This window comes from Citroniella saccharovorans, assembly GCF_035481615.1.
GTDB lineage: Bacteria > Bacillota > Clostridia > Tissierellales > Peptoniphilaceae > Citroniella > Citroniella saccharovorans.
Genome location: NZ_JAYKOT010000003.1, coordinates 1,240,522 through 1,265,950, shown reverse-complemented (window position 1 = coordinate 1,265,950; position 25,429 = coordinate 1,240,522). Strand labels below are relative to the sequence as shown.

General features: G+C 31.5%; 33 protein-coding genes and 1 pseudogene. 31 read left to right on the top strand and 3 right to left on the bottom strand.

The features are described 5' to 3' along the window. Window positions 1–9 precede the first annotated feature (9 nt). The 20 genes and pseudogenes from rpsE to VLK81_RS08685 all read left to right on the top strand — a co-directional run bounded on the left by rpsE (window position 10) and on the right by VLK81_RS08685 (window position 12,439). Window positions 10–525 (top strand): 30S ribosomal protein S5, encoded by a 516-nt coding sequence (rpsE, locus tag VLK81_RS08780; protein WP_324620241.1) that lies wholly within the window; start codon window positions 10–12, stop codon window positions 523–525. A gap of 10 nt (window positions 526–535) precedes the next feature. Further along, window positions 536–709 carry a 50S ribosomal protein L30 gene (gene rpmD, locus VLK81_RS08775; RefSeq protein ID WP_324620240.1) on the top strand — a complete coding sequence of 58 codons (174 nt, stop codon included), beginning with the start codon at window positions 536–538 and terminating at the stop codon, window positions 707–709. A gap of 16 nt (window positions 710–725) precedes the next feature. Then, complete coding sequence (gene rplO, locus VLK81_RS08770) at window positions 726–1,175, top strand: 50S ribosomal protein L15 (RefSeq protein ID WP_324620239.1); 450 nt, start codon at window positions 726–728, stop codon at window positions 1,173–1,175. Beyond that, window positions 1,176–2,453 (top strand): preprotein translocase subunit SecY, encoded by a 1,278-nt coding sequence (gene secY, locus VLK81_RS08765; RefSeq protein ID WP_324620238.1) that lies wholly within the window; start codon window positions 1,176–1,178, stop codon window positions 2,451–2,453. Between the two features lie 14 nt (window positions 2,454–2,467). Further along, complete coding sequence (locus tag VLK81_RS08760) at window positions 2,468–3,109, top strand: adenylate kinase (protein ID WP_324620237.1); 642 nt, start codon at window positions 2,468–2,470, stop codon at window positions 3,107–3,109. Window positions 3,110–3,143: 34 nt separating this feature from the next. Next, window positions 3,144–3,404 carry a KOW domain-containing RNA-binding protein gene (locus VLK81_RS08755; RefSeq protein ID WP_324620236.1) on the top strand — a complete coding sequence of 87 codons (261 nt, stop codon included), beginning with the start codon at window positions 3,144–3,146 and terminating at the stop codon, window positions 3,402–3,404. 24 nt (window positions 3,405–3,428) lie between these two features. After that, window positions 3,429–3,647, top strand: a complete 219-nt coding sequence (gene infA / locus VLK81_RS08750; protein ID WP_324620235.1) for a translation initiation factor IF-1 — start codon at window positions 3,429–3,431, stop codon at window positions 3,645–3,647. Window positions 3,648–3,664: 17 nt separating this feature from the next. Next, a complete protein-coding gene (rpmJ, locus tag VLK81_RS08745; RefSeq protein ID WP_324620234.1) occupies window positions 3,665–3,778 on the top strand; it encodes a 50S ribosomal protein L36 in 114 nt (37 codons plus the stop codon). Between the two features lie 15 nt (window positions 3,779–3,793). Beyond that, a pseudogene (rpsM, locus tag VLK81_RS08740) lies at window positions 3,794–4,157 on the top strand (30S ribosomal protein S13). 11 nt (window positions 4,158–4,168) lie between these two features. Then, window positions 4,169–4,561 (top strand): 30S ribosomal protein S11, encoded by a 393-nt coding sequence (gene rpsK / locus VLK81_RS08735; RefSeq protein ID WP_324620233.1) that lies wholly within the window; start codon window positions 4,169–4,171, stop codon window positions 4,559–4,561. Between the two features lie 17 nt (window positions 4,562–4,578). Next, window positions 4,579–5,166, top strand: a complete 588-nt coding sequence (rpsD, locus tag VLK81_RS08730; protein WP_324620232.1) for a 30S ribosomal protein S4 — start codon at window positions 4,579–4,581, stop codon at window positions 5,164–5,166. Window positions 5,167–5,210: 44 nt separating this feature from the next. After that, complete coding sequence (locus VLK81_RS08725; RefSeq protein WP_324620231.1) at window positions 5,211–6,149, top strand: DNA-directed RNA polymerase subunit alpha; 939 nt, start codon at window positions 5,211–5,213, stop codon at window positions 6,147–6,149. A gap of 26 nt (window positions 6,150–6,175) precedes the next feature. Then, window positions 6,176–6,517, top strand: coding sequence for a 50S ribosomal protein L17 (gene rplQ, locus VLK81_RS08720; protein ID WP_324620230.1), 342 nt, complete (start codon window positions 6,176–6,178; stop codon window positions 6,515–6,517). 179 nt (window positions 6,518–6,696) lie between these two features. After that, entirely contained in the window at window positions 6,697–7,536 is an 840-nt protein-coding gene (locus VLK81_RS08715) for an energy-coupling factor transporter ATPase (RefSeq protein WP_324620229.1), read from the top strand. After that, window positions 7,533–8,357, top strand: coding sequence for an energy-coupling factor transporter ATPase (locus tag VLK81_RS08710; RefSeq protein WP_324620228.1), 825 nt, complete (start codon window positions 7,533–7,535; stop codon window positions 8,355–8,357). Before VLK81_RS08715 ends, VLK81_RS08710 begins: the two co-directional genes overlap by 4 nt. 29 nt (window positions 8,358–8,386) lie before the next feature. Then, window positions 8,387–9,199 carry an energy-coupling factor transporter transmembrane component T family protein gene (locus VLK81_RS08705; RefSeq protein WP_324620227.1) on the top strand — a complete coding sequence of 271 codons (813 nt, stop codon included), beginning with the start codon at window positions 8,387–8,389 and terminating at the stop codon, window positions 9,197–9,199. A gap of 1 nt (window position 9,200) precedes the next feature. After that, entirely contained in the window at window positions 9,201–9,935 is a 735-nt protein-coding gene (truA, locus tag VLK81_RS08700) for a tRNA pseudouridine(38-40) synthase TruA (protein WP_324620226.1), read from the top strand. A gap of 358 nt (window positions 9,936–10,293) precedes the next feature. After that, window positions 10,294–10,722, top strand: coding sequence for a 50S ribosomal protein L13 (rplM, locus tag VLK81_RS08695; protein WP_324620225.1), 429 nt, complete (start codon window positions 10,294–10,296; stop codon window positions 10,720–10,722). Window positions 10,723–10,734: 12 nt separating this feature from the next. Then, on the top strand, window positions 10,735–11,124 hold the full coding sequence (gene rpsI / locus VLK81_RS08690) for a 30S ribosomal protein S9 (protein WP_378143118.1): 390 nt from the start codon (window positions 10,735–10,737) through the stop codon (window positions 11,122–11,124). A gap of 106 nt (window positions 11,125–11,230) precedes the next feature. Beyond that, complete coding sequence (locus VLK81_RS08685; protein WP_324620223.1) at window positions 11,231–12,439, top strand: glycosyltransferase family 4 protein; 1,209 nt, start codon at window positions 11,231–11,233, stop codon at window positions 12,437–12,439. Between the two features lie 154 nt (window positions 12,440–12,593). On the opposite strand, the gene VLK81_RS08680 is transcribed toward VLK81_RS08685, so the two are convergent. Further along, window positions 12,594–13,427, bottom strand: a complete 834-nt coding sequence (locus VLK81_RS08680; RefSeq protein WP_324620222.1) for a zinc ribbon domain-containing protein — start codon at window positions 13,425–13,427, stop codon at window positions 12,594–12,596. 78 nt (window positions 13,428–13,505) lie between these two features. Then, the gene (locus tag VLK81_RS08675) at window positions 13,506–14,633 is read right to left on the bottom strand and encodes an aldo/keto reductase (RefSeq protein ID WP_324620221.1); all 1,128 of its coding nucleotides are present in this window, start codon (window positions 14,631–14,633) and stop codon (window positions 13,506–13,508) included. 91 nt (window positions 14,634–14,724) lie between these two features. Here VLK81_RS08675 and gcvT point away from each other — a divergent pair, with 91 nt between their 5' ends. The 7 genes from gcvT to VLK81_RS08640 all read left to right on the top strand — a co-directional run bounded on the left by gcvT (window position 14,725) and on the right by VLK81_RS08640 (window position 21,174). Further along, window positions 14,725–15,609 carry a glycine cleavage system aminomethyltransferase GcvT gene (gene gcvT, locus VLK81_RS08670; RefSeq protein WP_324620220.1) on the top strand — a complete coding sequence of 295 codons (885 nt, stop codon included), beginning with the start codon at window positions 14,725–14,727 and terminating at the stop codon, window positions 15,607–15,609. Further along, entirely contained in the window at window positions 15,536–15,808 is a 273-nt protein-coding gene (locus VLK81_RS08665) for a glycine cleavage T C-terminal barrel domain-containing protein (RefSeq protein ID WP_324620219.1), read from the top strand. Before gcvT ends, VLK81_RS08665 begins: the two co-directional genes overlap by 74 nt. 28 nt (window positions 15,809–15,836) lie before the next feature. Further along, window positions 15,837–16,208, top strand: a complete 372-nt coding sequence (gene gcvH / locus VLK81_RS08660; protein WP_324620218.1) for a glycine cleavage system protein GcvH — start codon at window positions 15,837–15,839, stop codon at window positions 16,206–16,208. A gap of 11 nt (window positions 16,209–16,219) precedes the next feature. Further along, window positions 16,220–17,575: an aminomethyl-transferring glycine dehydrogenase subunit GcvPA gene (gcvPA, locus tag VLK81_RS08655; RefSeq protein ID WP_324620217.1), complete on the top strand. Its 1,356-nt coding sequence runs from the start codon at window positions 16,220–16,222 to the stop codon at window positions 17,573–17,575. Further along, a complete protein-coding gene (gcvPB, locus tag VLK81_RS08650; protein WP_324620216.1) occupies window positions 17,568–19,034 on the top strand; it encodes an aminomethyl-transferring glycine dehydrogenase subunit GcvPB in 1,467 nt (488 codons plus the stop codon). Before gcvPA ends, gcvPB begins: the two co-directional genes overlap by 8 nt. A 14-nt stretch (window positions 19,035–19,048) precedes the next feature. Next, entirely contained in the window at window positions 19,049–20,455 is a 1,407-nt protein-coding gene (lpdA, locus tag VLK81_RS08645; RefSeq protein ID WP_324620215.1) for a dihydrolipoyl dehydrogenase, read from the top strand. A gap of 86 nt (window positions 20,456–20,541) precedes the next feature. Beyond that, window positions 20,542–21,174, top strand: a complete 633-nt coding sequence (locus VLK81_RS08640; protein WP_324620214.1) for a phosphatase PAP2 family protein — start codon at window positions 20,542–20,544, stop codon at window positions 21,172–21,174. Between the two features lie 77 nt (window positions 21,175–21,251). On the opposite strand, the gene VLK81_RS08635 is transcribed toward VLK81_RS08640, so the two are convergent. After that, window positions 21,252–22,535 carry a S41 family peptidase gene (locus VLK81_RS08635; RefSeq protein ID WP_324620213.1) on the bottom strand — a complete coding sequence of 428 codons (1,284 nt, stop codon included), beginning with the start codon at window positions 22,533–22,535 and terminating at the stop codon, window positions 21,252–21,254. A gap of 188 nt (window positions 22,536–22,723) precedes the next feature. Here VLK81_RS08635 and VLK81_RS08630 point away from each other — a divergent pair, with 188 nt between their 5' ends. The 4 genes from VLK81_RS08630 (at window position 22,724) to VLK81_RS08615 (ending at window position 25,429) form a co-directional block, all read left to right on the top strand. Continuing rightward, the gene (locus VLK81_RS08630; RefSeq protein WP_324620212.1) at window positions 22,724–23,215 is read left to right on the top strand and encodes a ferritin; all 492 of its coding nucleotides are present in this window, start codon (window positions 22,724–22,726) and stop codon (window positions 23,213–23,215) included. A gap of 77 nt (window positions 23,216–23,292) precedes the next feature. Continuing rightward, window positions 23,293–23,844 carry a rubrerythrin family protein gene (locus tag VLK81_RS08625; protein WP_324620211.1) on the top strand — a complete coding sequence of 184 codons (552 nt, stop codon included), beginning with the start codon at window positions 23,293–23,295 and terminating at the stop codon, window positions 23,842–23,844. Window positions 23,845–23,898: 54 nt separating this feature from the next. Next, window positions 23,899–24,156, top strand: coding sequence for an HPr family phosphocarrier protein (locus tag VLK81_RS08620; protein WP_324620210.1), 258 nt, complete (start codon window positions 23,899–23,901; stop codon window positions 24,154–24,156). A gap of 82 nt (window positions 24,157–24,238) precedes the next feature. After that, window positions 24,239–25,429, top strand: a complete 1,191-nt coding sequence (locus tag VLK81_RS08615) for a CapA family protein (RefSeq protein WP_324620209.1) — start codon at window positions 24,239–24,241, stop codon at window positions 25,427–25,429.

Below are 25,429 nucleotides of genomic sequence, written 5' to 3'. Positions count from 1 at the left end.
AGGTAGAAAATGGACAAATTCAAAAAAGAGTCTAAAAAAGAATCTAAAGATGAATTACTTGAAAGAGTTGTTCATATCGGCCGTGTAACTAAAGTAGTTCGTGGAGGTAGAAATTTCAGATTTACAGCACTAGTTGTTGTAGGAGACGGAAATGGAAAAGTTGGAATTGGTACAGGTAAAGCAGCTGAAGTTCCTGAAGCAATAAAAAAAGCTATACAAGATGGTAAGAAAAATCTTATTAATGTTCCAATTGTTAATAACACTATTCCACATGAAATTACAGGTATCTATGGTGCAGGAAGAGTTTTATTAAAGCCTGCTGCAGAAGGTACTGGAGTTATTGCCGGAGGAGCAGTAAGAGCGGTTTGCGAACTTGCAGGAATTAAAAATGTAAGAAGTAAATCACTAGGAACAGCAAATGCAAGAAATATTGTTAATGCTACTATTCAAGGTTTAAAATCTTTAAAAAGAGCTGAAGACGTTGCTAGACTTAGAGGTAAAAGCGTCGAAGAGCTTTTAGGATAGGAGTTTTAAAATGTTAAAAATAAAATTAATTAGAAGTAATATCGGTAGAATTGAAAAACATAGAAGAACTGTTGAAGCTCTTGGACTTAGAAAAATTGGACAAGTTGTTGAAAAGGAAGATACTCCAGCAATTAGGGGTATGATTAAAGCAGTTGATTTTATGGTAGAAGTAGAAGAAATCTAATTTAGGAGGATATTTCATGAGACTACACGACTTAAAGCCTGCAAAAGGCGGAGAAGTTAAGAAGAGAAAAAGAGTAGGTCGTGGACACGCTTCAGGCTGGGGAAAACTTGCTGGAAGAGGTAGAGACGGACAAAACTCAAGGAGTGGCGGTGGAGTAAGACCTGGATTTGAAGGGGGACAACTTCCTTTATTCAGATCACTTCCTAAGAGAGGCTTCAACAACATTTTTAAGAAAAAATTTGCTACAGTTAATGTTAGTGAGCTAGAAATGTTCGAAGATGGAGCTGAAATTACTCCAGAAGTATTAATAGAAAATGGCCTTATCAAAAAAAGAGATCTTGTTGATGGATTAAAGATCTTAGGCGATGGAGAAATTACTAAAAAACTAAATGTAAAAGCAAATAAATTCACAAAATCAGCGATTGAAAAGATCGAAAAGGCTGGAGGAAAGAGCGAGGTGATCTAAATGTTTAAGACATTTAATAATGCCTTAAAGGTTAAAGAAATAAGACAAAGATTACTATTCACACTTTTAATGATCGTAGTTTTTAGACTTGGCAATGCTATACCAGTTCCATTTGTGGATAGTTCAATTTTAAAAGGTATATTTAATCAAATGGGTGGAAATATTCTTTCCTTTATGGACCTTCTTTCTGGGGGATCTTTAGGTAAGTTTTCAATATTTGCACTTAGTATTTATCCATATATTACATCATCAATTATTTTACAGCTTTTAACTTATGCTATACCATCTTTAGAAGAACTTTCTAAGGAAGGCGAAGCTGGACAAAAGAAAATTCAAATGTATACAAGATATGGTGCTGTAATACTATCTGTTTTAGAAGGTATTGCAATTTCAAATACACTTTTTGCTCAAGCGATTGTAGCAAAGGGATTTATACAAGAAGCTGCAATCATTTTAGTTGTAGTTGCAGGCTCAATGTTTTTAGTATGGCTTGGAGATTTAATAACAGAAAAAGGAATTGGAAATGGTATCTCAATTCTAATCTTTATAGGTATTGTTTCAAGATTACCTCATACTGCTAGACTTTGGGGTAAGGGAGTTATTAATGGAACAATTAATCCTATAAAAGCTATTTTAATTTTAGCTACTATTTTACTTGTTATTGTTGGAGTTATTTTAATAAGTGAAGGTGAAAGAAGAATAACTGTTCAATATGCAAAAAGAGTTGTTGGTAGAAAGATGTATGGCGGACAATCTACTCATATTCCTATGAAAGTTAATATGGGTGGGGTTATGCCAATAATCTTTGCTTCTTCACTACTTGCTCTTCCACAAACTCTTGGTTTATTAATAGGAGGAGGCTTCAGAACTTTTGCTGATAAGTACTTCTCTATGTCAATGATGCCAGGGGTTGTTATTATGAATGTATTAGCTGTTTTATTAATATTTGTTTTTGCATATTTTTATACAGCTATTCAATTTAATGTTGTTGAATATTCAAAAAATTTACAACAACAAGGTGGATTTATCCCAGGAATTCGTCCTGGTAGACCTACAGGTGAATATATGAATAGAATTTTAACAAGGATTACATTTGTTGGAGCTTTAGCACTAGCAATACTTTATGTATTACCTACAATTCTTTCAGCTATTTTCTCACTAAACATTCAATTTGGTGGTACTTCAATAATCATCGTAGTTGGTGTTGTACTTGAAACATTTAGACAAATGGAATCAATGTTATTAATGAGACACTACAAGGGTTTTTTAAACAAGTAAGCTAGGAGGATTAAATGAGACTTATTTTACTCGGCCCTCCAGGAGCCGGAAAAGGAACTCAAGCGCAAAATATTAAAGATGCTTTAAATATAGTTCATATTTCAACTGGAGATATTTTTAGAAAAAATATCAAGGAAGAAACAGAACTTGGAAAAGAAGTAAAGGGTTATCTTGAAAAAGGAGAACTAGTACCAGATGAACTAACAACTAGAATTGTTTGGGACAGATTAGACCAAGATGACTGTAAGGATGGTTTTTTACTGGACGGTTTTCCAAGAACTTTAAATCAAGCTAAGGCTCTTGATGAAGGTTTAAAAGAAAGATCTTTAGAATTAGATTGGGTTATAAATATTGATGTAGACGCTAAAGTTCTTGTTAAAAGACTAAGCGGAAGAAGAGTTTGTGAAAATTGCGGAGCTTCTTATCATATTGATAACAATCCACCAAAAGAAAATGGTAAATGTGATCTTTGTGGAAAAAATGTAATTCAAAGAGATGATGATAAAGAAGAAACTGTAAAAAATAGAATTGATGTTTATAATAATAGCACAAAAGTCCTTATTGATTACTACGAAAAGCAAGGTAAAATTAAAAACTTTGATGGAACTAAAGCTATAGATGAAATCTCAAAGGAAATTTTAGATGCTCTTAGATAGAAATCTTATCACTTCTTTCGAGGTTTGCTAGAAAATGACCATTGAAGTTATTAAAGGCCGAGTTGTAAGGTCTAAGTCCGGTCGAGATTTTAATAAAATTTATGTCATCGAAAGTGTCCTTGAAAATAATAGGGTACTTGTAGTTAACGGTAGAGATAGAGGTTTTGAGAATCCTAAACTAAAAAATATAAAACATCTTTACTTATATAAGGATGTTATTGATATTGAAAGTAGTGAAGGACTTAGCCCAGAAAATAGAAATAGAATATTACGAGATTTATTATCCTTAATATAACAAGGCTTTTATAAGGAGGATTGAATGTCTAAAAAAGATGTTATAGAAGTTGAAGGCGTAGTAGTAGACTCTATGCCAAATACGATTTTTAAAGTTAGACTAGAAAATGGTCACGAAATAATAGCACACATTTCAGGTAAACTTAGGATGAATTATATAAGAATCTTACCAGGAGATAAGGTTACTGTTGAACTTTCACCCTATGACTTAACTAAAGGTAGAATTACTTGGAGAAAGAAGTAAATTATTAGGAGGAAGTAATGAAAGTAAAACCATCAGTTAAAAAAATATGTGAAAAATGCAAAATCATCAAAAGAAAAGGTAAAGTTATGGTGATTTGCGAAAATCCTAGACATAAACAAAGACAAGGTTAATAGGAGGTAAATAATTTGGCAAGAATTGCAGGCGTCGACCTACCTAGAGAAAAAAAGAGTTGAGATTGGCTTAACTTATATCTATGGAGTTGGCAGAAGTAGATCTAACAAGATTCTTAAAGATGCTGGCGTTAATCCAGATACTAGAATAAAAGATCTTACAGAAGCTGAAATCGGAGCAATAAGAGATCAGCTTGACAAGTACCCTGTTGAAGGGGATTTAAGAAGAGATGTTTCTATGAACATCAAGAGGTTAAGAGAAATTAACTGTTACAGAGGACTTAGACATAAAAGAGGTCTTCCTGTAAGAGGTCAAAATACTAAAAACAATGCTAGAACTAGAAAAGGTCCTAGAAAGCTAGCAGCTAAGAATAAGTAAGGAGGTAGATTATGGCTAAGGGAAAACCAACTCGTGTAAAGAGAAGAGAACGTAAAAATATTGAAAAAGGCCAAGCTCATATTGTTTCAACTTTCAATAATACAATGGTTACACTTGCTGATACAAATGGCAATGTAATTTCATGGGCTTCAGCTGGACAATTAGGTTTTAGAGGTTCAAGAAAATCTACTCCTTTTGCAGCACAAGAAGCAGCTGAATCAGCAGCTAAAAAAGCTATGGAACATGGTTTAAAATCTGTAGAAGTGTATGTTAAAGGTCCAGGATCAGGAAGAGAAGCAGCTATTAGATCTCTTCAAGCTACAGGACTTGAAATAAGTATGATTAAAGATGTTACTCCAATTCCTCACAATGGTTGTAGACCACCAAAAAGAAGAAGAGTATAGTAAAGGATGGTGAGATAATGGCAAGATACACAGGACCTATATTAAAAAGAGCTAGAGCTTTAGGAGTAGAACCTCAAGTTTTAGGTTACAATAAAAAATCTAATAGAAATCCAGGAAACTCAAGAGCAAAGGTTAGCGAATATGGTATGCAATTAAAGGAAAAGCAAAAAGCCAAATTCGTTTATGGAGTATTAGAAAAACAATTCCATAAATTATTTTTAATAGCAAGTAAAATGGATGGCATTACTGGTGAAAACCTACTTACTCTTTTAGAACTTAGATTTGATAATATTGTTTATAGAATGGGCTTTGCTAGAACAAGAGATGAAGCAAAGCAATTAATTACACATGGACACTTTTTAATCAATGGAAAAAAAGTAGATATACCTTCATACAGATTATCTGTAAATGATGTTGTTTCAGTTAAGCAAACTTCAAGAAAAAATGGTATATTTAAAGAAACAGAAGAAAAAGTTTGGGGAGCTAGTTCATGGTTAGAAGTTGATGCAGAAAAATATGAAGGAAAGGTACTTAGATTACCTACTAGAGAAGACATTGACTTCCCAATTGAAGAACAACTTATAGTTGAGCTTTATTCTAAATAATAGCTTACTTTTCATCAAATATACTAAAAGGAGGGTTTTGGTATATGCCTGAAGAACTAAATACTACTATAGAAGTTTTAAGTGTTTCTGATGACCAAAGTCACTGTAAATTTTTAGTCAGTCCTCTAGAAAGGGGTTATGGTACAACACTTGGAAACAGTCTAAGGAGAGTTCTATTATCAACTCTTCCTGGATCCGCTATTGCTAAGATTAAAATTGAGGGAGTACTTCACGAATTTTCAACAATTAAAGGTGTAGTAGAAGATGTTTCTGAAATTATTTTAAATCTTAAAGATATTGCATTAGTAAAAAGGACCAAGGAAAATGTAACTCTAGTGCTAGAATGTAATGGGCCAAAAGATGTCAAGGCTTCTGATATTTCTGAAGATGCAGATATTGAAATAATCAATAAAGACAAACATATCTGTACTCTAAATGAAGAAGGTAAAATATATATGGAACTTGAAGTCATTGACGGAAAGGGATATAGCGTTAGCGATAATCATAAGTCTGATAAGGACCCTATAGGGACTATTCCGATTGATGCCTCCTTTACTCCAGTTGAAAAAGTAAACTTCGCTGTTAAGGATACAAGAGTAGGTCAAGTAATTGATTATGACGAGCTTACTGTTGAAGTTTGGACTAATGGTACTGTATCAGCTAAAGAAATTACTGCAAAGGCTGCAAAAATCATAATTGATAACTTATCACTATTCTTAGATCTTCCAAATATTCATTCATCTGAAGATGAAGCAAAATCTGGAGATGAAGAAATTGAGAAAATTTTAAGTACGAACATTGAAGACTTAAAGCTTTCACTAAGAAGTTTTAACTGTTTAAAAAGAGCTGGAATTCACACTGTTGAAGATATAGTCAATAACACTTATGAAGAAATGAGTAAAATTAAAAACTTCGGTAAAAAATCCCTACAAGAAGTTGAGGAAAAGCTCAACGATCTTGGCTTAGGATTTAAAGAAGAATAACTCTTTTTATGGAAGGAGGAAAATAAATGGCAAATTTAAGAAAGCTAGGTAGAAGAGCTGACCATAGAGATGGGATGCTTAGAAACCAAGTTCAATCACTTTTAGAACATGGCAAGATTGTAACTACTCTAACTCGTGCAAAAGAAACTAGAAGACTTGCAGACAAGATGATTACTCTTGGAAAAAGAGGAGATTTACACTCAAGAAGAATGGCTTATAGATTCATTTATAAAGACAATATTGTAGATAAGCTATTTGTAGAAATTGCGCCAAAATACAGTGATAGAAATGGTGGATATACAAGAATTATTAAGCTTGGACCAAGAAGAGGAGATTCAAGCGAAATGGTAATATTAGAACTTGTGTAAAGAAGGCGGGTGTTTCCCGCTTTTTTTTATTTCTAAAATAAATTTTATGAATTTTTTCTTTTAACTTTTTATCTGTAAAATTATAATAAAAAATTAAATTTATTTGGAAATTTGGCTATTACTTAGTATAATAGTTTATATGATATTTATTAAGATTATATAGATATAAAGGGGACAATATGAGTGAAAATATTGTGAGTTTGAAAAATGTTTCATACTCTTACACTGATTATGATGGAGCTGAAACAAGGGTATTAAAAAATATTAATTTAAGTATAAAAAAAGGAGAGTACGTGGTTATCCTTGGCCATAATGGTTCTGGTAAATCAACTCTCTGTAAGCTTTTAAATAGAATTATTATACCAAGTGATGGAGACGTTGTATGTTTTGGAATTAATACAAGGGATGAAAGTAAGGAGCTTGAGCTTAGAAAAAATGTTCAAATGGTTTTTCAAAACCCAGACAATCAATTAGTTGAAGCTATAGTAGAAGAAGATGTAGCATTTGGGCCATCAAATCTTGGAATAAAAAATCCAGAGCTGAGAAATATAGTAGATAAGTCTTTAGAGGATGTGGAAATGTCAAAGTATGCATTAAAAGCTCCTCATGAACTATCAGGTGGGCAAAAACAAAGAATAGCTATAGCAGGCGTTTTAGCGATTAAGCCTAAATTAATTATCTTTGATGAAGCAACTGCCATGCTCGATCCAATTGGTAGAAAAGAGATATTAGGCGAGATAGATTATTTAAATAAAAAAAAGGGAATTACAGTTGTAAATGTTACCCACCACATGAAAGAAGCAACCTTAGCTTCTAGGGTAATTGTTTTAGATGACGGGGAGATAAAACTAGATGGAAGTCCAAGAGAAGTTTTTTCAAATTTGGAAAAAATAACGTCTTTTGGCTTAGATGTTCCTCAGTCACTTGAACTTTATTTTAATCTCAAATCAAGAGGATTTAAATTTTCTAATGATACAAAAGTGCCACTTAATCCACAAGAATTTTTGGAGTTAATATGATAGTAGAATTTAAAGATGTAAAATATGTCTATAATGAAAATAGGCCAAATGAAACAGTAGCGATTAATGGGATTAATTTAGAGATTAATAGGGGAGATTTTATTGGACTTATCGGTCACACAGGATCTGGAAAATCTACCTTAATTCAGCTAATAAATGGACTATATAAGCCAAGCTTTGGAGATGTTATAACATATTCAATAAACACAAAAGAAAAAGGCGACAAATTAAAAACAATTAGGCAAAAGGTAGGTATGGTTTTTCAATACCCTGAGCATCAGCTTTTTGAAGAAACTGTTTTTTTAGATATTGCCTTTGGTCCTAAAAATATGGGACTAGATAAAGATGAAATAGAAGCGAGAGTAAAAGATGCCATGAATCTTGTTGGACTTGATTATGAAAGTTTAAAAGATAAAAGTCCATTTAATCTTTCAGGAGGACAAAAAAGAAGGGTTGCAATAGCTGGCGTTTTAGCTATGCACCCTCACCTACTAATTCTTGATGAGCCTACAGCTGGACTAGATCCAAGAGGAAGAGAGGAAATTCTTGGATATATAAAAAAGCTTCATGATGATTTGGGAATTACAATTATACTTGTAACTCATAGTATGGAAGAAGCATCAGAACTCGCAAATAGGATTTTAGTTGTTAAAGATGGTAAAATTTTACTTGATGATAAACCTATCAAAGTTTTTGAAAATGAAGATAAGCTAAATGAAATAGGACTTGATGTGCCTGAAGTAACATCTCTTATGAGAGCTTTAGGAAAAAAAATTCGATGGGATAAATACAGATATTTTAAATGTAGAAGATGCAAGTGATGAAATTATGAAGTATTTTGGTGATAGAAATGTTTAGAGATATTACAATAGGTCAATATATCAATACTTTTAGTAGGGTTCACAAAATGGATCCAAGAATAAAGATTCTAATTGTTACACTTTTTATGGTGACAATTTTTCTTTTAAGTTCAATATTTATGTATATTCCAATAATTGCATTTCTCATTCTAGCAACTTACCTTTCAAAACTTAAGCCAGATTATCTCTTAAAAGGATTAAAACCTCTTAGGTTTATAATTATACTTACCTTTGTAATCAATGTAATATTTACACCTGGAGAAGAACTTTTTTCAGTTTTCATCTTTAGTATAACTAGAGAGGGCCTTTTAAGAGCTTCCTTTATGGCTATCCGCTTGGTTCTTCTAGTTGTTGGAACATCAATCCTTACACTTACTACATCTCCTATAGAGCTTACAGGAGCACTAGAATATATTTTCTCTCCACTTAAAAGATTTGGTTTTCCAGCTCATGAACTTGCAATGATGATGACAATAGCTTTAAGATTTATACCAACTTTAATTGAAGAGGCAGATAAAATAATGAAAGCTCAAATAGCAAGAGGAGCAGATTTTGAATCAGGTAATTTAATAAAAAAAGCTAAAAGCATGGTTCCACTACTCGTTCCACTTTTTATAAATTCTTTAAGAAGGGCAAGCGACTTAGCAACTGCAATGGAGTCAAGATGCTATCATGGAGGAGAAAATAAAACTAGACTTAATGAACTAAAGGTAGATAAATTTGACTATGGTGCTACTTTATTCTCTGTATTTATTTTCGCTCTTGTTGTTATGGCTGATAAGAGTTTAAATTTTAAATTTTGACATGAAAAATATTATGCTAAAAGTGAGCTATGATGGAACAAATTATAGCGGTTGGCAAATTCAAGAAAATGCCATTACTGTCGAAGAAAAGATAACTGAAGCAATTTATTTACTAACAGGTGAGAGAGTAAAAGTAATTGGCTCTGGAAGAACGGATAAGGGAGTTCATGCCTACAAACAAGTATGTAACTTTAAGACTAAGAGTAAAATAAGCCCAAGTAAGTTTTACTATCATTTAAAGAAATATCTTCCAGATGATATAGATGTATTTTATAGTAAAGAAGTGGATATGGATTTTAATTCTCGCTTTTCAGCAAAATCAAAAACTTATATCTACAAAATTATGAATACAGAGTATATGTCTCCTATATACAGAAATTACTATGCGCAAATTGACTATAAACTTGACTTTCAAAAAATGAAAGAAGCTTCAAGTGAATTTATAGGAAGAAAAGATTTTACATCTTTTACAAAAGCTTTGGAAGAAAATATAAATCCTGTAAGAAATATATTAGACCTATCACTCTATAAGAAAGACAAGATAATTTATATAAAAATTACTGGAGAATCTTTTTTAAGAAACATGGTAAGAATAATAGCAGGATGTTTAGTAGAAGTAGGTAGAGGAAAAATAAAAAAAGAAGAGATCCCATTAATTTTTGCAAAAAAAAATCGAAAGTATGCTGGTCCTACACTAACTGGATCTGGTCTTTATCTATTTGATGTTAAATATTAAAATAATTAGACTTATGGACTACTTTAGAAAGTGGTCCTTTTTTAAAAGTTTTTTAAGGCATACTTATTATTAAAATTAATAATAGCAATTAAAAGCAAATATTAATTAGGATATAATTTAAATTATAAATAAAAAAATACTTGATTAAAAATAAATATTGTTATATAATAGGTAAGTCACTCAAAGTGACTAGGCTTTTTTATTTAAAGACTTTCTTTAAATAGATTAGCTGACCGCTGCGTGGCCGAGGAGGGCGGAATATAAAACTCGGATCTATAAAACCGCTAGGAATCAGCACAAGTGCGGAGTCTAAATTGCTGATGGTAGCTAAAGAATTTAAAGAATGGAGGATTTTCGAATGAAAACATACGTAGCAAAAAAAGAAGATATCGAAAGAAAATGGTATGTAATTGACGCTACAGACATGGTTCTTGGTAGACTTGCAAGCGAAGTAGCTGCAATACTAAGAGGAAAGAAAAAGCCTATATTTACTCCAAATGTAGATACAGGAGACTATGTAATTGTAATTAATGCAGAAAAAATTAAACTTACAGGTAATAAGTTAACACAAAAACACTATATTTACCATACAGGTTATCCAGGAGGAAGAAGAGAAATCAGATATGATAAACTTCTTGAAAGACATCCTGAAAAGGCAGTTGAATTAGCTGTTAAAGGTATGCTACCTCACAACAAGTTAGGTAGAAGCATGTACAGAAAGCTTAGAGTTTATGCTGGAGATAGTCATGAACACGAAGCTCAAATGCCAGAAAAGTACGAGTTTTAGGATAGGAGGATAATGATGGCACAATATATTGGAACTGGAAGAAGAAAATCTTCAGTAGCTAGAGTAAGATTATTACCTGGATCTGGTAAGTTTATTGTAAACAAAAAGGATTTAGAAGATTATTTTGCTTTTGATACTTTAAAAGTACTAGCAAAATCTCCTCTTGAACTAACAGAAAATTTAGGTAAGTTTGACGTTTATGTTAATGTAAATGGTGGAGGCTTTACTGGACAAGCTGGAGCTATTAGACACGGCATTGCAAGAGCACTTCTAAATGTAAATCCTGAATATAGAGAAAGTTTAAAAAGAGCTGGATACTTAACTAGAGACCCTCGTAAGAAAGAAAGAAAGAAATATGGTCTTAAAAAAGCTAGAAAGAGTCCACAATTCTCAAAGAGATAATTTTTGCAATTTATGCCTCAACTCCTTTTGGAGTTGGGGTTTTTTATTTGATTTTTTATCCCTATAAGTATAAAATGAAATTAAGATTCTTGAGTAAGGAGAAATTATGAAAATTCTACATATTATAAGCCAATTACCAGCCAAAACAGGATCGGGTATATACTTTAGAAATGTTGTTTCCAAGATGGAGCAACTAGGTCATCAAAACGCTATAGTTTTTGGGGCAAATACAGGATACGAAGATAGCATAACAAGGTGCTATCCATCTTTCCCAGCTTATTTCAACAAAAAAAAAGACGGATTTAATCTTTTTGGAATGAGTGAAGAAATGCCTTATAAGACTGATAGTTATTTTTCTATTAACAAAAGGAAGTACGAAACTTGGCGCCTTAGATTTTTAGATTCAGTCCTTACAGCCATATCGGACTTTCGTCCTGATATTATTATTTCCCACCATCTTTTTTTACTTACAAGTATTATAAGACAGGTTTGGAGGGGACCACTAGTTGGTGTTTGCCATGGGACTGATTTGAGAAACTTATCTAAAAGCCAAGTGTTTAAAGATATGACTGTAAATATCAAAGATTTAGATCTAGTTTTTTCCTTATCAAATACACAAAAAAAAGAGATTTCAAAAATTTTTGATATGGATGAAAGCAAGATAGAAGTTCTTGGCGGTGGATATAGGGAGGATATTTTTCATAAGGCTGAGAAGTCAAAGGATAAAATTAAGGTTGTTTATGCAGGTAAATTTTCAAGTGCTAAGGGTGTATATGAACTAATAGCTGCCTTCAAAAAGATTGAAAATGCTAAACTTATTATGGTAGGAGCTAAAGATAATGAGGAGTATTTTAAGTTTAGATTTCTAACTAGGAAACTTGACGCCGAGGTCCATAAGCAGTTAGCTCAAGAAAAACTTGCAGAAATTTTTACATCATCTCATATATTTGTCCTTCCATCCTATTATGAAGGTTTGGGACTAGTATGCCTTGAAGCACTAGCTTCTGGCATGAAGGTAGTAACTACTAAGATAAAGGGCCTTGAAGAGCTTCTGGGTGAGGAAGTTTTAAATTCCTATGAGTTTGAAGAAGTTAGTCTTCCAAGATTAAAGAATTTGGATGAGCCTTATAAAGAAGATATTGATTCATTTGTTAAAAGACTTAGAGATAAGATAAATCTTTCTATTGATAGGGTAGTAAATGGTCAATACACAGATGTTAGCAAAATAATTGAAAAACATTCTTGGTATAATATAGCTAGTAAAATTGATAAGGAGCTTGTATTATTGGTAAAAGAAAATAGTACTAATATTTAAGAATTACTAGTAGAATTGTTTTATTTATTTTCGGTATAAAAATAGGATTTTGGAAAAATATAAACTTTAAGAAAAATATAAGAATTACTATCAAATTATTTTATAAATAAAAATGGCATGAGGATATATCCTTATGCCATTTAGATTTTTTTACTTAATAATTGAAAAATGAATCAAATGAATCAAATGAATTTCCAATATTATTAAATATGTTTGCAGCAATTATTGCAATAATTACTCCTGCTAATAATGAAATTAGAATTGTTACAATTAATTCAGTAAGCATAAATCTTACACCAACTGTTTGATAAAATCTATTATCAAATAGATCTAGTGACAAGCTTACAAAAATAAAAGATGAGATAAGGGTTGTGATTATAGCTATTATAATTCCTAATAGTATAGCGTTCTTACCATTTAAAAGGCCAATAATTGAAGATACTAGGCCAGCGATATTCATAAACAATAAAACCCTAGTATTAGAAAATGGATGAACTTTATATTTACCTAAAGCAAATGAGCTTACAAGTTTAACAAATAAAAAATTTAATCCAATTCCAAGAAGATAAAAAACAATTATAATTCCAGCTAGATTTTTCAGCCCAAATGCACCTAAAGCTATATACACACTAAAGTTGGATATAAGTAGGGCAGCTATCAAGAGTATAGTTGAAAGTGGTTTATTATTTCTAATCCATATCATTAAAGGATCAAGAAATCTTCTAAAAGCAACTATTGCATTATAAAGCCCATCTGATTTTAAATCAAGTTTTGGTTCAGACATTTTGAAACTATTTGATTTTTTATAATCAGTTTTATAGGTGTAGGTATTATCATCAAATGCTTCATTATTTTCACGATTTTCACTTTCAGTCTTAGAATAAGTTGTTTCTTCAAATAAATTTTCTTCTAAATCTATTCTTTTTTCGCCGCATTCTGGACAAAACTTAGCCTCACCTAATTCTGCTCCGCATTTTCTACATTTCATAAAATCCCTCCTTTTATAAATTATTATACAATTTCATTATACCACACTATTCTATAATTGTTTATAATTTATATAAAATTAGATTAAATCCTTGTGTGCATCCTTAAGTTTAGTGATAATTTTAATAGTTTGTGGACATTTTTTCTCACATAATCCACATTCAACACACTTACTAGCATCTTTTCCTTCTTCAAACATTTTTTTATATTTTTCCTCCATTTTCTCTTTTTTTTCAAATACATATTTTTTATTGTACTTTGAAAAAACATCCGGTATAGAAACACCACTAGGGCAAGGCATACAATAATTACATTCAGTACATGGAACTTTTACTCTAGAATCAAGTAATTTTTTTACTTCTTTAGCTGCATTTTTTTCACTTTCTGAAAGAACAATAGGATCAGTAAGTGAAGCAATACTCATATTTTCTCTAACCATATCCATGGTAGACATTCCACTTAAAATAAGAGAAATATCTTTTTCATAGACCCATTTTTGTGCAAGCTTTGCTGGAGAAATATTTGGACAGTTATCATAGGTTATTTTAAGAGCGTCTTTTGGTAAATTTATAAGGCTTCCGCCTTTCATAGGTTCCATTATAATAACATCAAGGTTTTTATCTCTTGCATATTTTAGTCCCTTAAGACCTGCTTGATACTCTGTATCCAAATAATTTAGCTGAATTTGGCAAAAATCCCAATCGTAGATGTCAACTACTTTTTCAAATACATCATATTCATCATGAAATGAAAAACCAGCGTATTTAATTTTACCGCTTATTTTTGCCATATCTAAAAATTTATAAACATTATTTTTACTCATATTTTCAAAAGTTTTTTTTGAAAGAGAGTGGGTTAAATAAAAATCTATATAGCTAGTTCCAAGTCTATCTAACTGAATATCTAAATATTTTTCAAAATCTTCGTAAGTTTCACATAGCCAAACTGGAAGTTTATCAGCTATTAATATATTTTCTCTACCAACTTCCTTTATAAAATCTTTAAGCATACTTTCAGAAGTTTCATCGTGATAAACATAAGCAGTATCAAAATAATTTACGCCATTTTCATAAGCATATTTTAATATTTTCATAGCTTCTATTTTGTCAATTTTGCCATTATTTCCCTCAACTACAGGTAATCTCATCATTCCAAAGCCAAGTTTGGATACTTTAATTTTGTCATTTGTAATATATCGGTATTGCATTTTTTTAATCACTCCTATATAATCAAGTTAAGGGAAACCTTAACATTGTGTATATGTTTATTATAACACATACAAAAAAGGAGGAGATTTTATGGAATTAAAGAAAACACCTATTTATGACGTTCATGTAAAACTTGGTGGAAACATGATAGAATATGCAGGATGGGCACTACCAAGTGAATTTACCTCTCTTACTGAAGAGCATAATGCTGTAAGAGAAAATGTTGGTATTTTTGACGTTTCTCATATGGGTGAAATTTTTATTACAGGAAAAGATGCAGTAAAATTTATTAACTACCTTTTATCAAATGACATAAGAAAGATTTCAGACAACGAATGTCAATACTCAATCATGTTAAATGATAAGGGAGGAGTTGTAGATGACCTTCTAATTAGTAAATATAATGATGAAAAATTCCTTTTAGTAGTTAATGGAGCTAACTGCGACAAAGACTACAAATGGATACTTGATCATAAAGAAGGATATGATGTAGAAGTAGTAAATGATTCAAGCAAATATGCTGAAATTGCTGTTCAAGGACCAAAATCTCAAGAATTATTACAAAAATTAATAGATTATAATCTAGAAGATTTAGAATATTATCACTTTGTTGATGGTGTAGATTTTGATGGTAAAAAAGTTCTTATTTCTAGAACTGGATATACTGGAGAATTAGGATATGAAATCTACGCTGACTGGAACGATGGAGCTGAAATTTTTGAAAAACTTATTGAAAAGGGTGCAGTTCCATGTGGATTAGGTTGTAGGGACACATTAAGATTTGAAGCATCTATGCCTCTTTATGGTAATGAAATGGATGAAGAAAATAATCCACTTCATGCTGGTTTAAAATTTGCTATAGACTTCAAAAAAGAAGATGACTTTATCGGTAGAAAACCACTTGAAGAAGAATATAACAAGGGTATCGAAAAAGAAGATCATCGGCCTAGAGTTAACTGGCAAGGGTATTCCTAGACATGGATATCCTGTTTTAAAAGATGGTAAGGAAATCGGTCATATTTCAACTGGATATCTTTCACCAACTTTAGGCAAACCAATTGCGAATGTAATAATTGATGCTGATGAAGCTGTTAAAGGAAACGAAGTAGAAGTTCAAATTAGAAAAAGAGTAGTTCCAGCAGTTCTTATTAGCAGAAAATTTTTACAGAAATAAATAATAGATTCAAAGAGGAGGATTAGAAATGAAAGTAGAAAAAGGATTATTTTACACAAAAGATCATGAATGGATTAAAGTTGAAGGCAATACATTTACAATAGGTCTAGCTGATTATGCACAAGATCACCTAGGAGATATTGTTTATGTTGAACTTCCAGAAGTTGATGATGAACTTGAAGCTGGCGATACAGTAGCATCAATAGAATCAGTTAAGGCTGCTTCTGATACTTTTGTACCAATAGCTGGTAAAGTAGTTGAAGTTAATGAAGAATTAGATGATGACCCAGCTCTAATCAACCAAGACCCATACGGAGCTTGGATTGCTAAGTTAGAATCTGATGATATTAACACTGACGAATTAATGAACGACGAAGATTACGAAAAAGTTCTTATCTGAGGAGGCATAATATGTTTCCATACATTTCTCTAACTAAAGAAAATGAAAGAGAAATGTTAGATAAAATTGGCGTAAAGTCAATTGACGACTTGTTTAAGGACATCCCTAGTGATGTTTCCTTAAACAGGGAGTTAGATCTTCCAAAAGCAAAAAGCGAATTGGAAGTTACAAAATATCTAACAGATCTTGCAAGTAAAAATGTAACACTATCTGACAAAACTTCCTTCCTAGGTGTAGGGGCATATGATCACTACATTCCATCTATTATTAACCACATTACTAGTAGGGCTGAATTTTTTACCTCATATACTCCATATCAACCTGAAATAAGCCAAGGTACAACTCAATATATATTTGAATTCCAAACTCTTATTTCAAGACTAACTGGAATGGATATAGCAAACGCTTCCCTATATGATGGTGGTACAGCTGTTACTGAAGCTGCACTTATGTGCGTAAATTCAAACAAAAAGAAAAAAGCTTTAGTCTCTAAATCAGTTTCTCCTCAAACTAGACAAATTCTAAACACATATCTACATGGTCAAGGTTTAGAATGTGTTGAAATTGAAATAAAAGATGGAGTAACAGACTTAGAAGATTTAAAAAATAAAATAGATGGAGATGTTGGAGCTGTTATTATTCAATCTCCAAACTTCTTCGGAAATATTGAAAGTGTAGAAGAAGCTACAAAAATTACTCATGAAAATAAGAAAGTATCTTTTATTCTTTCTGCAGACCCATTAAGCTTTGCTATCTTAAAGAAACCTGGTGAAATGGATGTTGATGTTGTAGTAGGAGATGCTCAATGCTTTGGTATTCCAGTTGCATTTGGTGGTCCATATTTAGGATATATGGCTGCTAAGAAATCTTTCATGAGAAAACTTCCTGGTAGAGTTGTTGGTCAAACTGTAGATAAAAATGGTAAAAGAAGTTATGTACTAACTCTATCAGCTAGAGAGCAACATATTAGAAGAGAAAAAGCTACTTCAAATATCTGTTCTAACCAAGGACTAAATGTTCTTGCAGCAACAATTTATATGTGCGTAATGGGCAAGAAAGGTATTAAAGAAGTTGCGGTTCAATCTACTTCTAAGGCTCACTATCTATATAATAAACTTGTTGAATCAGGAAAATTTAAACCACTTAATGACAAACCATTCTTTAAAGAATTTACTTTAATCTATGATGGTGATGTTGATGAGCTAAATAAGAAAGTTAAAGAAGCTGGATTTATAGGCGGATTTAAGACTGAAAGATATTATAAGGACCTAAAGGGAGCAGTTACTCTAGCTGTTACTGAAAAGAGAACTAAAGAAGAAATGGATAGCTTTGTAAAAGTTATGACAGGAGGCGGAAAAGATGCTTAGTAATTATGATAAATTAATTTTTGAAGTCTCTGAAGTTGGTAGAACTGGTTATAGATTACCAGAGTTAGATGTTGAATGTAATATAGAAGAAGTTATAGCAAGTGAATATTTAACAAAAGAAGAGCTTAATTTTCCAGAAGTAAGTGAATTTGATGTTGTTAGACACTACACTAATCTTTCTAGCAAAAACTATTCTCTTGATCAAGGTATTTATCCTCTTGGATCTTGTACGATGAAGTACAATCCAAGAATCAATGAAGATATGGCTGCTCTTAACGGATTTAGAAATATTCATCCTATGGAAGATATTGAAGATGTTCAAGGTGCATTAAGATTAATGTATGAACTTCAAAAATCCCTTGCAGAAGTTGCTGGCATGGACCATATTACTCTTCAACCTGCAGCAGGTGCTCATGGAGAATATACTGGCGTTTCTCTAATTAGAGCTTACCACGAAAAAAATGGAGACACTAAGAGAGATAAAATTATAGTTCCTGACTCAGCTCATGGTACTAACCCAGCTACAGCTGCTATGGCAGGATATAAAATTGTTGAAATAAAATCAGATAAAGAAGGTATGGTTGACCTTGATGCACTACAAGCAGCAGTAGGGGACGATACAGCAGGACTTATGCTTACAAACCCTAACACTGTTGGTATGAGTGATAAAAACATTAAGGATATAGTTAGAATCGTTCATGAAGCCGGCGGATTATGCTATTATGATGGAGCTAATCTAAATGCAATTATGGGCCATGCAAGACCTGGAGATATGGGTTTTGACTGCGTTCACTATAACCTTCATAAAACAATGTCAACCCCTCACGGTGGTGGAGGTCCTGGATCAGGTCCTGTAGGATGTAAAGAATTTTTACATGAATTCCTACCAGTTCCTGTAGTTTCTAAGAAAGATGATGGAACATATTTCCTTGATTATGATAAAAAATATACTTTAGGAAAGGTTAAGGATTTCTACGGACACTTTGCTATTTGTGTAAGAGCTTACACTTATATTTTAACTATGGGTAGAGATGGACTTAAGAAAGCTTCTGAAGTTGCAGTATTAAATGCTAACTATCTTCAAGCAATTCTAAAAGAATACTACAAACTTCCACTAGATAGAATTTGCAAGCATGAATTTGTACTTGCAGGCTTAAAGGGAGTTATGAGTGAAGTTAATACTCTTGATATTGCTAAGAGAATTCTAGATAAGGGATTCCATGCTCCTACAGTTTACTTCCCTCTAATTATTAATGAAGCTATAATGATTGAACCAACTGAAACTGAGTCCAAGGCTTCATTAGATGCATTTGCAAATGCTCTTATTGAAATTGCTAAAGAAGCTGAAGAAGATCCAAGTATTCTTAACGAAGCTCCACACAATACACCAGTATCAAGACCTGATGAAACAAAGGCAGCAAAAGATACTATTTTAGTGTATGTAGAACCAGAAAAATAGATAGGTGATAAAATTTGACTAAAAAAATAATTGTAATAGGTGCTGGTCCAGGAGGATATGAAACTGCTATAAGAGCGGCTCAACTTGGACTAGATGTAATATTAATTGATAAAGATAAAAAAGAACTAGGTGGTACATGCTTAAATAGAGGATGTATACCAACTAAGACTTATTTTAAGAACGCAGAAATAGCTAATAGTTTTAATAGAAAAGAAGAATTTGGCTTTGAATTTGATAACTACAATATCAATGGAAAAAGACTTCAAGAAAGAAAAAATGAAGTTGTAACTCAAATTAGGTCAGGTATAGAATTCTTAGTTGGATCCTATAAAAATCTTGAACTAATTGAAGGACTTGCTTCTTTTGTAGATAGTAAAACTATAAAAATTGCTCTTAAAGAGGGTGGAGAAAGAGAAGAAACTGCTGACTATATCGTTATAGCTACAGGTTCAGTACCTTTCGTTCCTCCAATCAAGGGTGCTGACCTAGAAGGCATTATGACAAGTGATGAACTTCTTGACATTGACTATGTTCCAGAATCTATGGCTATAATTGGCGGTGGAGTTATTGGTTTAGAGTTCGGATGTATCTACAATGAACTTGGAACTAAGGTATCTGTAATTACTAATGAAGTTTTAGGATCAGCAGATGAAGAAATTCAAAAGAGAATGCCTTCATTCCTTAAAAAAGCTGGAATTGAACTTATTAAGGGTGCTAGAGCTAGCCTTATTGAAAAAGACGGCGAAGGCTATAAAGTAACAGCAGATATTATAGGAAAAGATAAGACTAAAGAAGTTAGTGCAAAGACTCTTCTTATTGCAACTGGTAGAAGACCATTCTACGATGGACTTAACCTTGAAGCTGCTGGAATTGAAGTAGATAGAGGAATTGTAGTTGATGAAAATCTTGAAACAACTGCTAAGGGAGTTTATGCAATTGGAGATGTTATTAAAAACTCAATGCAACTTGCTCACTGGGCAAGCTTCCAAGGAGTTAGTCTTGTAGAAAAATTAGTAAAAGGATCATCAGAAATTGTTATTGACGTTGTTCCTGCTGCAACATTCTCATTCCCAGAAGTTTCTCAAGTAGGTATTACTGAACAAGAAGCAAAAGAAAAGGGAATAAAGTATGTTAAGAGTAAATTCAACTTCAGTGGAAATGGCAAGGCTGTTTCTCTAGGAGAAGCTGAAGGATTTGTAAAGATTATTGCAAAAGAAGATCTTTCAGAAATTCTAGGGGTTCATATTGTTGGACCTCATGCAAATGACTTAATCCATGAAGGAGCAATTGCTATTGCTAATAAATTAAGCGTATCAGATATTGCAAAGGTTGTTCATGCACATCCAACTTTATCTGAAGCATTTATGGAAGCTGTACACCAACTCGAAGGTGCATCAATTCACTCAGCTCCTGCAAAATAATACTAATCAATTTTGATTAAAACTGATAGAGCAAAGTTTTCTTTGCTCTATCTTTAATAAAAGCTTTTTACATATTTGGAGGCAAAATGGAATTATTTTATATAATAATAGCAACAACAATAATTATAATTATAACTATTGTTGTTGGTCTTAATATGTATAAAAATAGAGAAAATAGTATAGACAGAAAAATTCAAAGTAAAATAGATAAAAATAAAAGCGAATCTCTAACTAAAGTTTTTAGCAAAATAACAAGATTAGGAAATGTAGAATCACTAATTATCATAATAACGCCTATTTTATTTATATTAATAAGGGATAGATCATATACTTCAGCAAGCCTTGTTATTAACGCTCTTGGATTTTCTATATTTTCTTCTCAATTTTTCAAACTCCTTTTTAGGAGGGCAAGACCAATTCTCGAAAAAAGAAGGGTAAATACAATAGGATATTCATATCCTTCAGGACATGCAACTGTTGGAACAAGTGTATACATCTCATTAGCTTATCTACTTTCTTCTATGTCTGGAGGTATGCCATCAATAATTGCAACTGGATTTATAGTTAGTATTTTAATTGCTATATCAAGAATTTATTTGTCGGTTCACTGGACTAGTGATGTTATAGTTGGATTTTTATTGGGATTATCCTCATCAGCTTGGGCAATATTTTTATACAAGAATAGTTATGTTTTAAAGTTATTATTTTTAAGAAAATAAAAGCACTAAAAAAGTATTACTTTTGAAAACAAATTAAAAAAAGCTATCTAGTTTATTTTAAACTGATAGCCTTTTTTTTAATTACTGTTAATTATATCTGTTAATGTGTTAATATAAGCTGCGTTAGAATCTATTTTCATTTCTATTTGGGGAATAGTTCCATCTTGAGTGAAGGCGCCTTTTTCTCCAAGGCATACAACAAATGGAACTCCAACTGGATACTTTGATTCAGGTAGAATTATTATTCCCTGCGGCATAACATCAGTATATAGTCCACCTTTAGATTTTGACCCGACAAGACTAGCAAATCCAGAACTTTTTGAAAGGAAAGCGAACAGGTCACATGCACCTTCTGTAAGATCGTTTTGCACAAGGTAAATTTCACCATTAAACCTAGAGGCAGGGTTGTTTTTAGAGTTCATATCTAGTCTATAGTATGATTTAAATTTTTCTCTAATTGAATTATCAATATTTACTTCTTGTGGAATTTCTCCAATTCTAAATTCTTCTTTTATAGAGTAAAATTCTTTATGAATCTTATTGAAATCATTACCAAAGCTTGAGAAAAATTCATTTCTTTTAGCAAGTCTTAGAAAAGCATAAAGGTCATTTGAACTAAGAGGTTTTAAAAATACATCATAAAAATATTTATAGTCCCTACCACCACGGTTTGAAATATCAATAATAATACCCTTATAGCTAGAAATTTTATTGTAAAATGGTTTAAGTACTTCAAGGTCACTATTAATATTCTCCTTATAGAACTCACTTGGCCTAATATATAATATACCATTGGAAACTTCTTTAGCCACAATTTCAGAGTTAATATTTTTATTAGTTGAATTTTTTTTAGAAATTTGCGGAATATCTTTCATTGCATTTTCTACTGAAGTGTTATTTAAAGTTTTTTCCCACATACTATCTTTAAAATTATTGCTTTTAAAATATTCCATATCATTTTTTGAAAGAAGTTTTAAATCTTCATCTCCAAGGCTAGCTAAAATTTCACTTATGGCTGCTCTGAATTGAATATCATTAAGGTTTTGTGAGTTATTTTTGTAGTATGAGAGCTTTTCTTCAAAGACTTTTCTTTTTTCTATATCTACGAAGTCATATTTAATATAGGAATTTTTAACTATACTTGCTAAGTAGTCAAGATCTTTTACCTTGTCTTCTGCACTAATCTCAGATGCAGTAAGATATGAAAGAGAATCATCTTTTTTCTTTTTTGGCGATTTAATAAAAGCTATTATTCTAGAAAGTAAGAATATTATCAAAATTAATATAAGTATAAATGGTACAAATTTTTTAAAATTGATACGATATTTTTTTCTTCGTCTTCTATATTTTCTTCTTGTCATTTTATTCCTCCCATTAAGATAATTATATCATAATTTATGATAGTTTATTTAATACTTGGGTATATATACTATGTAGCTCAGATATAAAGTACTATTTTGGACTTTAGTACATTATATTAAGGTATATACCCTAATATTTTATTTATATCTGATTAACAACACAAAACTTTTAGGAGGTATTAGTTAGGATGAAATTAAATGACAAAATGATTAAGATGTTAAATGACCAAATGAATCTAGAATATAATTCTGCATGGCTTTATAGATCACTTGCAGTATGGGCAGCAGATAATAATTTTGATGGTTCTCATAAATGGCTAAAGGTTCAAGCTGCTGAAGAAGTATCTCATGCAGAAAAATTCTATAATTTTCTATTAGAAAAGGGTGAAAAACCTGAATTTAAAGATTTAGAAGGATCTAGTAAAGATTATTCTAAGCTAGTAGATATCTTTAAAGCTGCTTTGGAACATGAATATCTTATTACTTCTGAAATTAAAAAACTTTATAAAGAAGCAAGAGATGAAGAAGACTATGAAACTGAAAAGTTCTTAGATTGGTTTATTCATGAACAAGTTGAAGAAGAAGCAAACTTTACTGAAATTGTTGAAAAACTAGAACTTTGTGGAGATAATGTTGGTGCATTATTCATGTATGATACTGTACTTGGCCATAGAGAATAATATATTCACAGCTTAAAAGGCACTAATGCCTTTTAAGCTTAGTTATTATAATAAAAAATATAAAGGGGGAAAGATTAATGAAAGATATGACAGCTGCTAACCTAAGATCTGCATATGGTGGAGAATCTCAAGCTAGAACTAGGTATAATATTTGGGGAGATGTTGCAGAGAAAGATGGATTTAAAAATGTTGCAAAACTTTTTAGAGCTACTTCTGATGCAGAAAAGATTCACGCAACATTACATTTCAAAGCATTAAAAGATGTTAAGGGTGACTATCAAGTTACTGCTGGGGCTGGCTTTGGTATAGGAACTACATCAGAAAACTTACAAGGAGCAATTGATGGCGAACTTTTTGAAGCTAACGAAATGTATCCTGCATTTATTCACGTTGCAGAAATGCAAAATGAAGATACTGCTGTTAGAGCTATGAAGTTTGCAATCGAAGCTGAAAAAGTTCATGCTAAAATGTTTGAAATTGCAAAAGAATATGTAGATAAAAAAGAAGATGTAAAACTTAAAGATGGCAATGTTTATCTTTGCCCAATTTGCGGATTTGTTTCTCTAGATGGCGAAGAAGATAAATGCCCAATTTGCGGAGCTACTAGAGATAAATTTATAGCTTACTAGTATATACTTAGCAGACATTTTTGCCTGCCTATTTTTTTAATCGAGGTTAAGTTTATGGCAGAAGGAATAGTGATACTTAATAATGAAATTGGACTTCATGCTAGGCCAGCTTCGATGTTTGTAAGAGAGGCCGTAAAGTATAAGTCTGATATTTTAGTTATTAAAAATGATAGAAGCTTTAATGCTAAATCTATTATGCAGGTTTTATCTATGGGAGCTGTAAAGGGTGATGAACTTACAATTAGGACAAGTGGCCATGATGAAGAGGAAGCATTAAAAAATCTAATACGACTTTTAAAAGAGGATATTTAACCAGAGCGATTATATCGCTCTTTTTTTATTTTTTTGTGACATAAAGGCTTAATTATGATAAAATTATATAGAGGTTTATGTTATGAAAAAAAGAAAAAAATACAGAATTAATTATATAAAATTTTTTATTTCATTGACTATTTTTATATTAGTTATTTCAATATCGGTTATAACAATAAAAAAACTTGTAAACAAGTCAGTAGAAAATAAAAAGAAAATTTATTTGAATGAGCTTCAGCAAAACGAAAAGGACTATAAGTCTGTAACACTAACTTTTGCAGGAGATGCTGTTTATCATATGGATATCATAAATTCAGCTTATAATAATGCTACTGGTGAGTATGATTTTACAAGTAATTTTAAAACTATTAAACATTTATTTGAGGGATCTGATATAAATGTTATAACTTATGATGGGACAATGGTGCCTGATTTATATCCAATTTCTGCCTATCCTAAATTCAATGGTCCATTTGAAATATGTAATGCTTTTAATTATCTTGGAATTAATCTAGTAAATCTTGGGACTAATCATTCCTTGGATTATGGAAGAGAGGGACTTTTAAAGACTATTGATGCTTTCAATGAAAGAGGACTTAGTACAATTGGAACATCTAAGAGGGAAAAAGACAGAATTCGATATTTTAAGGTTAAAGGCATAAAATTTGCTTTTATTTCCTATAGTGAATTTCTGAATAACAATGAAAAAGAAATTCCGGAAAATGAACCATTTTTAGTAGTTAAACCAAGTAAAGAAATTATAGAAAAAGAATTAAAAGAAGCGAAAGAAAAATCAGATTTTATTGTAGTTCTTATGCATTGGGGAACAGAATATATGGAAGATTTAACTATCAATGAAAAAGATTTTTCAGAAATTCTTTTTGAAAATGGTGCAGATCTTGTAATAGGGTCTCATCCTCATGTTTTGCAAAAAGCAAAAGTAGTTAGTGGTTATGGTGATGACAAGTTTATTTGCTATTCACTGGGTAATTTTATTTCAAATCAGAGGATTGAAACTCTTGACAATTTCAATACAGAATTTGGTGCTGTTGCTAGATTTAAAGTCTCAATTAATGATGATAAGGCTGTTTTAAAGGAAGCGTCATATGTTCCTATATGGGTCAATTCCTACAAGGATAAAAATCAAAATCAGAGATATGAGGTAATAGATACTATTAACTACTCAAACAAAAAAGATAAGTTATCTAATGAAACAATAGATAGGATTGATAGGGCTAGAGAAAAAGCTCTAGAAATCCTGGAAGGAGACTAA

Coding starts and splice junctions, on each gene's coding strand:
- VLK81_RS08755 (WP_324620236.1), top strand. CDS start 3,144: ATGACCATTGAAGTTATTAAAGGCCGAGTTGTAAGGTCTAAGTCCGGT.
- rpsE (WP_324620241.1), top strand. CDS start 10: ATGGACAAATTCAAAAAAGAGTCTAAAAAAGAATCTAAAGATGAATTA.
- rpmJ (WP_324620234.1), top strand. CDS start 3,665: ATGAAAGTAAAACCATCAGTTAAAAAAATATGTGAAAAATGCAAAATC.
- VLK81_RS08710 (WP_324620228.1), top strand. CDS start 7,533: ATGATAGTAGAATTTAAAGATGTAAAATATGTCTATAATGAAAATAGG.
- VLK81_RS08725 (WP_324620231.1), top strand. CDS start 5,211: ATGCCTGAAGAACTAAATACTACTATAGAAGTTTTAAGTGTTTCTGAT.
- VLK81_RS08675 (WP_324620221.1), bottom strand. CDS start 14,633: ATGCAATACCGATATATTACAAATGACAAAATTAAAGTATCCAAACTT.
- rplO (WP_324620239.1), top strand. CDS start 726: ATGAGACTACACGACTTAAAGCCTGCAAAAGGCGGAGAAGTTAAGAAG.
- VLK81_RS08625 (WP_324620211.1), top strand. CDS start 23,293: ATGAAAGATATGACAGCTGCTAACCTAAGATCTGCATATGGTGGAGAA.
- infA (WP_324620235.1), top strand. CDS start 3,429: ATGTCTAAAAAAGATGTTATAGAAGTTGAAGGCGTAGTAGTAGACTCT.
- VLK81_RS08760 (WP_324620237.1), top strand. CDS start 2,468: ATGAGACTTATTTTACTCGGCCCTCCAGGAGCCGGAAAAGGAACTCAA.
- VLK81_RS08680 (WP_324620222.1), bottom strand. CDS start 13,427: ATGAAATGTAGAAAATGCGGAGCAGAATTAGGTGAGGCTAAGTTTTGT.
- rpsK (WP_324620233.1), top strand. CDS start 4,169: ATGGCTAAGGGAAAACCAACTCGTGTAAAGAGAAGAGAACGTAAAAAT.
- VLK81_RS08615 (WP_324620209.1), top strand. CDS start 24,239: ATGAAAAAAAGAAAAAAATACAGAATTAATTATATAAAATTTTTTATT.
- VLK81_RS08705 (WP_324620227.1), top strand. CDS start 8,387: ATGTTTAGAGATATTACAATAGGTCAATATATCAATACTTTTAGTAGG.
- rplM (WP_324620225.1), top strand. CDS start 10,294: ATGAAAACATACGTAGCAAAAAAAGAAGATATCGAAAGAAAATGGTAT.
- VLK81_RS08635 (WP_324620213.1), bottom strand. CDS start 22,535: ATGACAAGAAGAAAATATAGAAGACGAAGAAAAAAATATCGTATCAAT.
- truA (WP_324620226.1), top strand. CDS start 9,201: ATGAAAAATATTATGCTAAAAGTGAGCTATGATGGAACAAATTATAGC.
- VLK81_RS08685 (WP_324620223.1), top strand. CDS start 11,231: ATGAAAATTCTACATATTATAAGCCAATTACCAGCCAAAACAGGATCG.
- gcvPA (WP_324620217.1), top strand. CDS start 16,220: ATGTTTCCATACATTTCTCTAACTAAAGAAAATGAAAGAGAAATGTTA.
- VLK81_RS08715 (WP_324620229.1), top strand. CDS start 6,697: ATGAGTGAAAATATTGTGAGTTTGAAAAATGTTTCATACTCTTACACT.
- rpsI (WP_378143118.1), top strand. CDS start 10,735: ATGATGGCACAATATATTGGAACTGGAAGAAGAAAATCTTCAGTAGCT.
- gcvH (WP_324620218.1), top strand. CDS start 15,837: ATGAAAGTAGAAAAAGGATTATTTTACACAAAAGATCATGAATGGATT.
- gcvT (WP_324620220.1), top strand. CDS start 14,725: ATGGAATTAAAGAAAACACCTATTTATGACGTTCATGTAAAACTTGGT.
- VLK81_RS08630 (WP_324620212.1), top strand. CDS start 22,724: ATGAAATTAAATGACAAAATGATTAAGATGTTAAATGACCAAATGAAT.
- VLK81_RS08620 (WP_324620210.1), top strand. CDS start 23,899: ATGGCAGAAGGAATAGTGATACTTAATAATGAAATTGGACTTCATGCT.
- secY (WP_324620238.1), top strand. CDS start 1,176: ATGTTTAAGACATTTAATAATGCCTTAAAGGTTAAAGAAATAAGACAA.
- rpmD (WP_324620240.1), top strand. CDS start 536: ATGTTAAAAATAAAATTAATTAGAAGTAATATCGGTAGAATTGAAAAA.
- rplQ (WP_324620230.1), top strand. CDS start 6,176: ATGGCAAATTTAAGAAAGCTAGGTAGAAGAGCTGACCATAGAGATGGG.
- VLK81_RS08640 (WP_324620214.1), top strand. CDS start 20,542: ATGGAATTATTTTATATAATAATAGCAACAACAATAATTATAATTATA.
- gcvPB (WP_324620216.1), top strand. CDS start 17,568: ATGCTTAGTAATTATGATAAATTAATTTTTGAAGTCTCTGAAGTTGGT.
- rpsD (WP_324620232.1), top strand. CDS start 4,579: ATGGCAAGATACACAGGACCTATATTAAAAAGAGCTAGAGCTTTAGGA.